Raw genomic sequence first — 12,690 nt, 5'->3', positions numbered from 1 at the left:
TGTAACGTTAAATCTTTGTGAATTAGTTCGTTTACTAAAAAAACTTATATTTCTTCCGTATCTTCCGGAGTGTCTTCAGTCTTTTCAGGATCAATCATTTCATCTGGTTTGAGCGATTCTTCCGGCGCCAGTTCTGACTGTTCCAGCACTGCTTCCACAATTTCCTCCTCGTTTTCCTTCTCCACTTTTGCTACCGAAGAAATCTGGTCGTTCTCATTTAGCTTAATCAGGCGAACACCTTGTGTGGCTCGACCGATTACGCGCAGATCTGCCACACGTAACCTGATAGTGATGCCGGAGCGGTTGATGATCATCAGGTCGTCCGTGTCTATCACACCTTTAATGGCAATCAGCTTACCTGTTTTGTCAGTAATGTTCATGGCCTTCACTCCTTTACCGCCACGGTTTGTGATGCGGTACTCTTCTAAAAGAGAGCGTTTGCCGAAGCCATTCTCTGAAACCACTAATAGTTCTGTGTTCTCATCTGTTACACAAACCATACCAATTACCTTGTCATCGGGTCCGCCAAGTGTTACGGCGCGAACACCTGCAGCGTTGCGTCCCATTCCACGAACCTGTGTTTCGTTAAAGCGAATGGCACGTCCGGATTCCAGCGCGATAACAATCTCGCTGCTGCCGTTTGTCAGCTGCACATCCAGCAGACGGTCTCCATCGTTAATAGAAATGGCATTTATACCGTTTGTACGGGGGCGTGAATATGCCTCCAGAGCCGTTTTCTTGATGGTGCCCTTCTCCGTGATAAACACAAGATTGTGATTGAGTACATAATCCTCATTCTTGAGGTCGCGTACATTCAGTACAGCACGCACATTATCCTCTTTCTCAATCTGTATCAGGTTCTGGATAGCGCGTCCTTTAGTCGTCTTCCCTCCTTCTGGCAGTTCATATACTTTTAGCCAGAATACACGACCGGATTCTGTAAAGAACAGCATGTGATGGTGCGTGTTGGCAATAAAGAGATGTTCTGTAAAATCACTCTCCTTTGATGCGGCCACTCCTCTTGAGCCTACGCCTCCACGGCTCTGGCTGCGGTATTCGCTAAGGGAAGTACGCTTAATATATCCTTCATGCGAAATGGTGATCACCATGTTTTCTTCCGGGATCATGTCCTCGTAAGAAATATCGCCGGTGCTGGCTTCAATGCCGGTGCGGCGTTCGTCTCCGTATCGATCCCTGATTTCAATCAGCTCATCTTTGATGATCTGCATGCGCAGACCTTCATCGTTCAGGATAGACGTCAAATAATCGATCAGCTTCATTATCTCCTGAAATTCCTGCTGAATTTTGTCACGCTCCAAACCTGTCAGGCGCTGCAAACGCATATCCAGGATTGCACGTGCCTGAAGTTCAGACAGGCCAAAGCGCTCTATCAAGCCATTGCGTGCAATTTCCGGATCTCGGGATGAACGAATGAGGTTGATCACCTCATCGAGGTTATCCAGCGCTATCAGCAAGCCTTCTAAAATATGTGCCCGCTTCTTTGCTTCATCCAGTTCATACTGCGTGCGGCGGATTACTACCTCGTGGCGATGCTCCACAAAGTAATGAATCAGCTCCTTCAGGTTCAGCGTCATCGGGCGGCCTTTCACCAGAGCCACGTTGTTTACACCAAAAGAAGACTGTAGCGCCGTGTATTTATACAGGTTGTTCAGTACCACGTTCGGAATAGCATCACGCTTCAGGTCGTATACAATGCGTAAACCGTCGCGGTCAGATTCATCACGTAGATCAGCTATACCTTCAATTTTCTTATCATTTACAAGACCAGCCGTTTTCTCAATCAACGTTGCCTTGTTTACCATGTAAGGAATCTCTGTTACTATGATTTGCTCCTTACCGGAAGGTGTTGTTTCGAAGTTGGCACGGCCACGCATCAGCACACGTCCCCGACCTGTTTCAAAAGCAGACTTCACCCCATCGTATCCATGAATGATACCACCTGTCGGGAAGTCCGGGGCAGTAATGTACTGCATCAGTTCAGCAATGGTGATTTCATTATTTTCAATGTAGGCGATGGTACCGTTCACCACCTCTGTCAGGTTATGTGGCGCCATGTTCGTAGCCATACCTACCGCAATACCGGAAGTTCCGTTTACGAGCAGGTTCGGAAACTTGGCAGGCATTACAGATGGCTCTTTCAGGGAGTCATCAAAGTTGGGCACAAAGTCTACGGTGTTCTTATCCAGATCAGCCAGCAGTTCATCGGCCATACGCTTGAGGCGCGCCTCCGTGTAACGCATGGCAGCCGGTGAGTCACCGTCTATGGAACCGTAGTTTCCCTGGCCATCTACCAGCGGGTAGCGCAACGACCATTCCTGGGCCATACGCACCATGGTTTCATATACAGAAGAGTCACCGTGCGGGTGGTATTTACCCAGCACCTCTCCTACTATTCTGGCCGATTTTTTATACGCTTTGTTATAAGATACCCCCAGTTCGGACATACCATACAGCACGCGGCGGTGCACAGGCTTCAGTCCGTCCCGAACGTCGGGTAAGGCTCTTGAAATGATAACAGACATTGAGTAGTCGATATACGCACCGCGCATCTCGTCTTCAATGTTGATCGGTATTATTCGTTCGCCTTCGATCATGTCTAAAATCTAATGTTTGTGTTTTGGTTGGTTGATAAATTCAGGCAATTTAGGCAAAAATGCTCTAACAGCTATATAGGCTAGTTCTTATTTCTACTGTTGTCCTTCCTGTTTGGCACCGTTTCCTTGGATGTTTTCGGAAGCTTCTGCCCCATTTTAGGGTTTTGTTTTTTCCAGATAGGCTGCCCTCTATAATCCTGCTCGCCATGCGGATGCACCATGCGCACCTGGCAGGAGGCAATAGGACAAGCTGGTTTACACGAAATTACGGAAGCAGAAAGGAATGCAATCAGGAGAATAATCAGCAGTCTGGGTGTAGCCATATTTTTAGGTTAAAAAGAGCCTGCTACTACAGCAGGCTCTCCATTCCATATCCTACAAAAGTAATCAAATTTGCTTTAAATATCCAGTAAATTTACAGGTACTTTCTGCCTTATACCTTGCCTGTTGGCCATTTACAGAGGATGGAAGCCATTGATGGTAAAACCACCGTCAACCGCCAGGGTCTGCCCGGTGATATAAGCCGCAGCAGGCATACAGAGAAAGGAAACAGCACCGGCTACATCTTCTGGTTTTCCGACCTGCTGCATCGGAGTTCTGCTCACAACTGAGTCATAGAACTCCTGGTTCTGGAGCACTGTCTGTGCCAGCGGTGTGCTGATATACCAAGGGGCAACTGCATTCACGCGTATGCCATCCTTGGCCCATTCAGCAGCTAGGTTGCGTGTTAACTGGTTCATGGCGGCTTTTGTCATACCATAGATGCTGCCGGTGCGCACATGAACCAAGCCTGCCACCGAGGAAACATGGATGATATTTGCCTGACCGGACTTTTGGAGCAACGGGTATAGCTGGCGGTTTAAGTCAAAAGCCGATCGCAGGTTGGTATCCATTACAAAATCATACTCTTCTGGTGTATATTCCGCAGTAGGCTTCCGGATATTTGTTCCCGCATTGTTTACCAGAATGTCCAGCGTGCCCCATTGTTCCTGCACTTTATCTGTTAATATTTTTCGCCCTTCTGCGGTACTTACATCAGCAGAAACAACATATAAGCGCTCCGGGTACATGTCTTTCAGGCGTTTCAGGTCTTCCTCTTTTCGGCCTACAGCCAGTACCTCTGCTCCCAGGGAGATAAAATCGTCTACAATAGCGGCTCCTATTCCTTTGGAACCTCCCGTAACAACTGCTTTCTTACCAGTCAGTGACCACCTGTTTTGTGTCATTGTGTAATATTTTAGATATTTAACCTCTTAAAGAACGTAAAAAAGGACTAAATAGCCCCTTTCTTTCGATGGAACTATAAGTGGAATTTTTATGCTACTCTAATTAAGTTTATTTAGCTATATTCAGGAGGTCTTTTTGCTGCTTTGATGATAAATTAACCTGCTGTTTCACCTATTCACTACATGATATGAACAAGCTTACGCTCCTACTTCCCTTCGCTTTTGTTACCCAGTTGTCCTTTGCGCAAACCAATGTACCTACTGGCCTTGATGCTGAAAGAAACTTAGCAGATATAGGAAGCAATAAAACTGGTACGATGATACGTACTTACGACAATCGATATGAAGGTGTGAAGGGTACGCCATTTTTTAATGAGGAATGGAGTAAGGCGACTGTTACAACAGGTAATAAACTCTTCGCTAACATGGAGGTAAAATACAATGCCTATGAGAATAATATTCTGTACCGGAATACCAAAGGAGAGCAGTTTGTGCTTGAGCCTAATAAAGTGGAGAGTTTTGTTATAGAAGACAACAAGACAAAGCAGGAATATAACTTCAGGCGTTTACCGGATTTGGTAAAGCTAGACGCAAAGTTAGCTAACCAGTTTGTACTGGTTATGCATGATGGCAGTAGAACGCAATTGGTAATGGTGCCAGAAAAGAAATTAGTTAAAGCAGACTTTAAAGGCGGTTATAGTGCAGGAAGAAAATATGACGAACTTATAGATTCGCAAACTTTTTATTTTATAGCACCGGATAAAAAGGCCGTTAAAGTAAAATTAAACAGAAAGTCCCTGTTAAAAGCCCTACCAGATAAGCAGGATAAAGTGCAGGAATATGTGTCCGCACAAAATATAGATTTAAATTCCGGTGAAGGATGGGCAAAAGCGTTGGTTTTTTACGAATCCCTCTAACTTATAAAATAGGTAAAGAATAAGGCGCTTTGAAAGGCGCCTTATTCTTTTATCCCCCTTATCCGTTGCCAGTAGTCCTTTAAATAATCTTTATCTATTTCAGGCCGGTTATTGATTTCCTCCACCTCCAGTTCTCCCTGCTCATTCTGCCACACATGGTAGACAAACACATACTGTCCGCCTTCTTCACGCCACCCGTCAAACTTTCCGAAGCGCAGGTCCTGTATAAGGATACCATTCTCCTCAGCGGGTACAACGGCAAAGTAACCTTTCGTGATTTCGAGCAGTCGCTCCAGTTTGGGGTTGCCCAGATATGGCTGTAGCAGTGCTGCCTGCTGCGGCACATACTCAAATTCTATGGTGTCATCCTCATCCAGCAAAGAGTAAAAACCATTATAAAAACCACCCTCGCCCTTAGCTGTAACAGACCAGAAAATAGTGTTAAGTGGTGTAGGTTTGCTTATATAATCACTATAGCTTATTTGTTGACGTTGAAAGCTTTCTTCGAAGGCTTCGTTTGCTGATGCCTTGGCTATAAATGAAAATAAAAGGTAAGCAGAGCTAATACCTAGTCCGGCGTAATTCAGGTAAGCTCTTTTAGGATTGTGACGAGCATAGAAGGCTGCAGCTATCACAAACACCATAAAAGGAACGGTATAGAGTGGATCGACAACAAAGATATTGTAGAAGGCAATGCCGTAGTTGCTGAAGGGCCACAGTAGCTGGGTGCCCCATGTGGTGCAGCTGTCCAGCAAGGCATGAGTTGTAAAGCCTAAAAAGAACAGCCAGGTCCAGTCGCGGAAGGTAGCGGACTCGTGCCTGTAATACCGCCGGAGCAGCCACCCGAGAATTGGCGATACGACAACAGCAAAAAGTAGCGAATGGGTAATGGAGCGATGAAAACTAAGTTGCTCTACCGTATCCAGCCATGGGTTTGCCAGTATATCCAGGTCAGGGATGGTGCCGGCTATAGCCCCCCACACCATCGCTTTGTTCCCCAGTTTCCTGCCTGCCACAGCCTCCCCAACGGAGGCTCCTAATACAATTTGCGTTAATGAATCCATGGTGAAGTAGCCTTTAGCCTATAGCATGAAAAGTGACAGCGAGCAGCTGTTGGCAACCTGTAATAGCTCGCGAAGGTATAAACTCAAAAAATTAAAAGCCATAAGAATATGGTTCATTATGCACCCTTTCCATGGAATCGATTATATATTTCATTATAGGCGTTATAATTGTTTGCTGCACAGCCTATGATCTCATTTACACCACCTTTGCCCCACGGGGTGCAAGCATCATCAGTGGCCCTGTAACACTTGCTGTCTGGAGAATCTATTATCGGATTGGCCGCATCAAGAAAACGAGGGAACCACTCACAGGGGCAGGTATTACTATTGTCTTCACTATTTTAATAACATGGGTGCTGCTCCTTTGGACGGGAAATGCTTTTATCTATTCCTCTGATGATGAATCCGTCATAAGCACAACTACACTGCTCCCTGCTAATTCGATGGAGCGCATCTACTTCACCGGCTATACGCTTTCTACCCTGGGAAATGGCGACTTTAAAGCAGGAACAGATGGCTGGAGTATTTATACAGCTTTTATCTCTTTTACCGGCCTTATGTTTATCACTATCGCCATTACCTACATGGTGCCTGTGTTGTCGGCTGTTACGCAACGCAGAGCGCTTAGTATCCAAATTGCCTCCATTGGGAATAGCCCGCAGCGCATCTTGCTTAATAACTGGAACGGAGAGAATCTAAAAAAACTAGAGGGCCAGTTCCAGAATATAACACACGAAATTGTTCATCAGGGACAGATGCACTTGTCTTACCCGGTGCTGCATTACTTTCAGCACAAAAATAAGGAAGAATCTCTCCTGCCGAACCTGGCAGCCCTCGATGAAGCTATTACGATTATGCTCCTGTATGTTCCGGAGCAAATGCGTCCGGCAGATGAATATTTGGTCCCGCTTCGGAAAGCCATCACCACCTTCATCGGCTCACTTACCTCCCTTTATATTCAGCCTGATAAAAGTGACCTGCCTGCCATACATATAGATGAACTGCAACAGGCAGAATTTCCTATCCTACAGCCTGATATGCACAAAATAGAAAAGCTCAGCAAGCGCCGTCGCGCACTGAAGTACATGGTAGAGTATAATGGCTGGGAATGGAAAGAAATTTCGTCACCTGTTTTAGGCAAAGACATGGACCTTGAGTCCATGCTTTAACGGATAATAGGCATTCGCTTGAACTCTTTGGTGCGGTCGAACAGGTAACGGTAGGTAGCATGGGTTTTATAGATGCGCCCGCCCACCTGCTCAATCACCTTCATCATTTTAGGGTTAAAATCACCAATCCAGTTCATCTGCAGGTCGTGGTAAGGGATGCTGGGGTTGCCCTGAATAAGTTTACCAGCTGCCACAATGATGGCTGCCTCCACGCCTTTTGCCTGGTATTCGGGAGCAATACCAAAAACAATACCGTGCATAGAAGTACATGCACCCCGCCAGCGGTGAAATACAAATTTCAGCTTTCCCCAAAAATCCATTTTCCCGTTCACATACTGGAACAACTGGTTTAGCTCAGGTATGATAACGAAAAAGCCAACAGGTTCCTCTTCAAAGTAAGCAAACCACATGATGCGCTCATCCAGTATAGGCTTTAGCGTATTCATGATAACTGTGGACTGTGCTTCACTCATTTCCTTCACCCCCTGGTGCTTTGTCCAGGCCTTGTTGTACACCTTCCGGAAATCTTCTGTATATTTTTTCAAGTCCTTTTTGTCGAGGTGCCTGAAACTATAGCGTTTGTCCTTCAGAATCCGCTGTGCCTTTTCATTGTACTCCGGTGGAACCGGATCTTCTACTGTGCGGTAGTAGGTGTATTGGCGGAAATACAACTCAAAGCCATAATTCTCCAGCAGGTCTTTATAATAGGGGTAGTTATAGTGCATGCAGTAAGTTGGCTTGTAGAAGCCGTCAATTAACACGCCCCACCACTTGTCTCTTTCCCCTAAGTTGATAGGACCGTCCATAGCCTCCATGCCTTTTTCCTTCAGCCAATCACGGCATGCATCAAAAAGCATGTTGGCAGCCGCCTGATCGTTGATACAGTCAAAGAAGCCCATGCCTCCTGTGGGCTGGTCGTATTTATTGGCCGTTTTCCTATTGACGAACGCAGCCACACGCCCAATGGATTTTCCTTTTTCATCCTTTAGCACCCAACGCACCGCGTCGCCTGCCCGGAGGAGCTTGTTTTTCTTCGGGTCAAATACATTATCAACGTCTTTGTCCAGTGGGCGAATATAATTAGGGTCTTTTTTGTAGAGCCTGACCTGCATCATTAAAAATTCCTGAGCCAGTTCAGGGGTATTTACCTCTATCAGTTGCATAGTTGTTCCTTAGGGAGTCGGATTGCAAATTACGGCATTATCTTAAAGAAAAGGAAGCATATTGCCCGTCATGCGCAGCAAGCACATTAAATGAAAAACAGGTAGAAAGCAGACCCAACAAAAAAACCACTTACTCCTTTTATCGGTGTAAGTGGTTTCTATTAAGAGCCCCCTGCCGGGATCGAACCAGCGACCTACTGATTACAAGTCAGTTGCTCTACCAGCTGAGCTAAGGAGGCCTGTACTATTTTTACTAAAAAAGCAGAGGAAGTACACACTTCTGCTTTTTGGAGTGGAGCCCCCTGCCGGGATCGAACCAGCGACCTACTGATTACAAGTCAGTTGCTCTACCAGCTGAGCTAAGGAGGCTTACACTTTTGATGTGCTTTATTGTGTTAAAGCGTTGCAAAAGTATGGTGAAGATTTATAGCATGCAACAGCTATTCTAAAAAAAATCTGTTGCATCTGCTAAGGATTTGAGGCTCAGAGGGAAATTTTTACCCTCTGAACGCCTGCAGCTGGTGCTGCAACTGTTCTATTCGCTTTTGTGCATCCGCAATCTTTCCCTCATACTCCTGGCGCAGTTTATCGGCGTTTTTAGAACGGCCAAAAAATTCTATGTTGGTGCGCAGGGTCTGTATGTCATTCTGCAGGTGTGTTATCTCACGGCGTATGTGCTGCTCACGCTGCTGTAGCTTTTGGCCGGCATCCGGGCTATGTTTAATGCGTTCTACCTGCAGCTTTACAAGCAAATCGTTTCTTTCCTGCAGGCTAAGTGCCGGCACACGCTCCAGGTATTTCTCGATCAGGGCCATAAACTTTTCTTCTACTTTCGGGCTACTGCGCCGCTTATCCGTATCCAGGGCACGCCACTCTGTAACAAACGCCTCATACTCTAGCATTGAGCCAACGGTAGTTGGTATAGCCAGTTTTTCAGCTATCCTGTCGCACAACTCTGCTTTTTCTGCGGAAAGCTTCTCCAACTCTGCACTCTTGCTTTGCTCACTGGACTGCTTCCTGTCAAAAAACTCGTTACAGGCGGCACGGAAACGCTGCCAGATTTTATCTGAGTGCTTATCAGGCACACGCCCAATTGTCTTCCACTTTTTCTGTAGCTGTATCAGCTTCTCTTTGGTGGAGTTCCAGTCGGTGCTGTCCTTCAGGCTTTCGGCTTCTTCGCACAGCTCTGTTTTCAGGCGCAGGTTTTGCATCTTCTGCTCGTCCAGTGCTTTAAAGAACTGATTTTTATGCTGGAAAAACGCTTTGTAGTTGCCCCAGAAGTTCTTGTTCACCTCTTCGGCATGCTCTTTCGGCACAAGACCAGCCGCATCCCATTCTTCTTTCAGCTTCTGTATCTCATCTGTCTTGTCACGCCATTCGTTTATGCGTTCTGTCTTGAAATCAGTATACTCCTGCAGACGCTCCAGCAGTGCGCGCTTTTTGGTAAGGTTCTCCAGTTCACGCTGGTTGCGCTCCCCATGGTAGGCCCTGCGGCGCTCATGTACTTGTTCTGAGGCTTGAATAAACCGTTCCCAGATTGGGTCCCGCTGATCATTGGGCACAGGGCCTATGTTTTTCCATTCTTCGTGCAGGTGGCGCAGTTCCTGCAAAGCCTTGTTTATAGATTGTTCTTCCTTAAGTGCTTCGGCACGCTCCACCAGATGAATTTTAGCATCCAGATTTCGTTTGCGGTCCAGCTCCTTCATTTCGAAGAACATGCTGCGGTTGTTGTAGAAGATGTCGAGCAGGGCGTGGTACGAATCCCATTGCTCCTGGGCTTCACCGGCTGGCACCGGCCCTATCGACTTCCATTCTGCCTGCAGTTTTTTCACCTCATCGCTACTGTTCTTTGTTTCAGCAGACTCCACCAGTTGCCGTAGCTGGGTCAGCAGTTGCTCCTTGCGCTCCAGGTTACGCTGGCGCTGCTCCTCTACGTTCTGGCGCTGCTGATGCCGGGCCTCGCGGTAGGCGGAAAGCAGTTTCTCCAGGTCCTGATGCTCCTTGGAGGTACTATAGGCAAAATCATCCTCCGTGCCACCCTCCTGCTTAAACCTTTCGAGGGCTTCATAACGCTCCGCCTGGAACTTCTGATCGTAGTGGCGGTGCAGTTCATTAATTACCCTGTTCTGCTTCATAGCATCTGACCCCTTCAGCACCGTCTGTAACTGCTGGCGGAGCTCATCTAAAGAGAGCAGACTGTAATCAACTGTTTCTTCTTCTTCTTCCTCCTCTTCCTCGTGGTGTTGTGTAGCGGCGCCTGTGGCAGCAGCCGGGGTAGGCTTGTCAAGTAAATCTGGCGTGGCAGCTTCAAGCTCTTTACCGGCGTCTGGCTCAGGCGCATACTCCTTTACAGGGTCCTGTTCAGCAGAAGCAGCCTGTTGCTCCGGTGCAGTGACTTCCTGCATAGCGGCTTCTTCAGGTGTCTCTGTGTCTCTGACATCAGTGTTCGCCTCAGCAAAGGCCTCCGTAATTGCTTCAACCTCATCGGCTTCTTTTTCGGAAGTCAGATTTGGCTTCATTTCCGGCTGTTCTTCTTTCGGTGCCGCCTCATCTGGCTGCGGTTCGCTTTGTTTACGTGCATTTATGTCAGCTAGCCTTTGTTCCAGAATGCTATTAGGCGTGCCAGCGTTTTGCTGGTTTTCAGGTTTGTTAGCCTCTGCTCCGGTAGTGTCCATTTGGTTATTTTCAGTAGTCATGTCAACATTCTTTAGTACAGATAACACGTGCTCAATTCAGGCGCGGGTCTGTAGGGTAATTTGAAAGCACCTTGAATTTTCCTCCCATTTCACGCAAAACACTGCGCCAAAGGGTATCAGAATCCAAATTAAATAATTTATTCGCAGCATCGTTGTTTACAATCCAAACATTTTTATCTATTTCTTCCTGTAGCTGGCCTGCAGTCCAGCCGGAGTACCCCAAAAAGAACTTAATATCTTCTGTATTTACCAATCCGGCCCCTATCATGGTACGCAGCAATTCGAAATCACCACCCCAGTAAAGTCCGTCATCCAGCTTCACTGCTTGTGGCAGGCTTTGCAGGCGGTGTACATAGTGCAAGGTGTTGTACTGCACAGGCCCGCCTACGCCTAACTCTGCATCGAAGGCTTCGTTGTAAACATCAATTACATCCGACAACTTCAAATTAGAGGTGCGGTTTAGTACCAACCCAAATGTACCCTCCTCTTCGTCGTGGTTACAAATAAGTATGACCGTCCGCTCAAAGTTAGGATCTCCCAGAAAAGGCTCTGAGATAAGTAAGCTGCCGTTTTGAGGCTTTATTAGACTTTTATCTTCCATGAATCGACGCGCTGAAAAGAGCTTGTTCCGCCTTTCTTTTTGTGCTGCAAAACAGCGCCTTTAGAACCTGACCACAGCTAGTGCTTTTGCAACTGTTTTGCTATCCCATTTATACTAATCCCCGTCAGAAACTAAAAACACGCATGTGCGCATCAAAAACAAAATGAAAAACAAGCTCTAAGTGTAATTAAGGAACATCAGGCTTAAACAATGCTGATTTCTTTAAGTTAAAGCTTTTATCATTCTTACGCAAAGCAGCAAATATGGTCGAATACAGATAAACCAAGATGCCATAGGGAGCAAATTTTTCCTTGAAAGTGACAAAAAAGTCGGTTTAGAGCAGTATGGGCATGTTCGCATTTAGCTTTTATTAAGCCTGAATTGATGTTTTATGTTTCCTATAAGGCTCTTTCTGAAAGTATAAGTAGCGCTGTTGCGAGAAAAACAGCTCCGTTTAGCTTAAAAACATACGTTGTCTGGTTGTACAATAGCACTTCACTTTGCTATGAGGCAGACCTGCCGGCACAAATAAGTTTAGAGACAGCAGATAATTTTATAATTTTGATTCAAATCTTAAAAGTATGGCTTTAACTCATAATCTTGCGGATATAAGAAACAACTACTCAAAGCAGGCGCTTTCTGAGGAGTCTGTTTCAGGAGACCCGATAAGTCAGTTTGACGTGTGGCTGGAGGAGGCCATAGCGGCTAAGGCTGAAGAACCCACCGCCATGGTGCTGTCTACTGTGAATGCCGTAGGAAAGCCGTCTGCCCGTGTTGTGCTGCTGAAAGATGTATCGGCACTAGGATTTACTTTTTTCACTAACTACGATAGCCGAAAAGGCCGGGAACTGAACGAAAAGCCTTTTGCCGCAATTACTTTTTTCTGGCCGGCACTGGAGCGCCAGGTGCGAATAGAGGGGAAAGTGGTGAAAGTGGCGCCCGAGGTGTCGGACAAATACTTCCACAGCCGCCCGAAAGGCAGCCAGATTGGCGCCTGTGCCTCTCCCCAAAGCCAGGAGGTAGAAAGTCGCAGCGTGCTTGAAGAAGCAGATAAAAAACTTTCGGAGAAGTATGCCACCTCAGAATTGATACCACGCCCCCCGCATTGGGGAGGCTATCAGCTGCAGCCGGAGCGCATAGAATTCTGGCAAGGCCGCCCGAATCGCCTGCACGATCGCATTGTGTATGAGCAGCAGGAAGAAAGCTGGAAAATCATAAGGCTTGCCCCCTGAAGGAAGT

The 12,690-nt window shown here is 46.6% G+C and carries 10 protein-coding genes and 2 tRNA genes; 3 read left to right on the top strand and 9 right to left on the bottom strand.

The window, feature by feature from the left end:
• Nucleotides 1-44: 44 nt before the first annotated feature.
• From gyrA to DXT99_RS03625, 3 genes are all read right to left on the bottom strand, one after another.
• Nucleotides 45-2,615, bottom strand: coding sequence for a DNA gyrase subunit A (gene gyrA / locus DXT99_RS03635; RefSeq protein WP_115564171.1), 2,571 nt, complete (start codon nt 2,613-2,615; stop codon nt 45-47).
• A gap of 80 nt (nt 2,616-2,695) precedes the next feature.
• On the bottom strand, nt 2,696-2,938 hold the full coding sequence (locus DXT99_RS03630; RefSeq protein ID WP_115564170.1) for a hypothetical protein: 243 nt from the start codon (nt 2,936-2,938) through the stop codon (nt 2,696-2,698).
• 132 nt (nt 2,939-3,070) lie between these two features.
• Nucleotides 3,071-3,841, bottom strand: a complete 771-nt coding sequence (locus tag DXT99_RS03625) for an SDR family oxidoreductase (RefSeq protein ID WP_115564169.1) — start codon at nt 3,839-3,841, stop codon at nt 3,071-3,073.
• 188 nt (nt 3,842-4,029) lie between these two features.
• On the opposite strand from DXT99_RS03625, the gene DXT99_RS03620 reads away from it, so the two are divergent.
• Entirely contained in the window at nt 4,030-4,758 is a 729-nt protein-coding gene (locus tag DXT99_RS03620; RefSeq protein ID WP_115564168.1) for a hypothetical protein, read from the top strand.
• A 41-nt stretch (nt 4,759-4,799) separates the two neighbouring features.
• On the opposite strand, the gene DXT99_RS03615 is transcribed toward DXT99_RS03620, so the two are convergent.
• Entirely contained in the window at nt 4,800-5,822 is a 1,023-nt protein-coding gene (locus tag DXT99_RS03615; RefSeq protein ID WP_115564167.1) for a metal-dependent hydrolase, read from the bottom strand.
• Between the two features lie 131 nt (nt 5,823-5,953).
• Between DXT99_RS03615 and DXT99_RS03610 the strand changes: the two genes are divergently transcribed.
• A complete protein-coding gene (locus tag DXT99_RS03610; RefSeq protein ID WP_115564166.1) occupies nt 5,954-6,991 on the top strand; it encodes an ion channel in 1,038 nt (345 codons plus the stop codon).
• Here the strand turns inward: DXT99_RS03610 and DXT99_RS03605 are convergent.
• The 5 genes from DXT99_RS03605 to DXT99_RS03585 form a co-directional block, all read right to left on the bottom strand.
• A complete protein-coding gene (locus DXT99_RS03605; RefSeq protein WP_115564165.1) occupies nt 6,988-8,154 on the bottom strand; it encodes a hypothetical protein in 1,167 nt (388 codons plus the stop codon). The two genes, DXT99_RS03610 and DXT99_RS03605, sit on opposite strands and share 4 nt — an antisense overlap.
• A 166-nt stretch (nt 8,155-8,320) precedes the next feature.
• A tRNA-Thr gene (locus tag DXT99_RS03600) sits at nt 8,321-8,393 on the bottom strand.
• 54 nt (nt 8,394-8,447) lie between these two features.
• Nucleotides 8,448-8,523: transfer RNA gene (locus DXT99_RS03595), tRNA-Thr, on the bottom strand.
• A gap of 128 nt (nt 8,524-8,651) precedes the next feature.
• Nucleotides 8,652-10,850, bottom strand: coding sequence for a DUF349 domain-containing protein (locus tag DXT99_RS03590; protein ID WP_115564164.1), 2,199 nt, complete (start codon nt 10,848-10,850; stop codon nt 8,652-8,654).
• Between the two features lie 31 nt (nt 10,851-10,881).
• A complete protein-coding gene (locus DXT99_RS03585; protein ID WP_115564163.1) occupies nt 10,882-11,451 on the bottom strand; it encodes a YqgE/AlgH family protein in 570 nt (189 codons plus the stop codon).
• Nucleotides 11,452-12,032: 581 nt separating this feature from the next.
• On the opposite strand from DXT99_RS03585, the gene pdxH reads away from it, so the two are divergent.
• A complete protein-coding gene (gene pdxH / locus DXT99_RS03575) occupies nt 12,033-12,683 on the top strand; it encodes a pyridoxamine 5'-phosphate oxidase (protein ID WP_115564161.1) in 651 nt (216 codons plus the stop codon).
• Nucleotides 12,684-12,690: the final 7 nt, after the last annotated feature.

Source organism: Pontibacter diazotrophicus (assembly GCF_003367245.1).
Lineage (GTDB): Bacteria > Bacteroidota > Bacteroidia > Cytophagales > Hymenobacteraceae > Pontibacter > Pontibacter diazotrophicus.
Note: the sequence above shows the minus strand (reverse complement) of the source record. Positions and strands in the feature narration are given on the sequence as shown.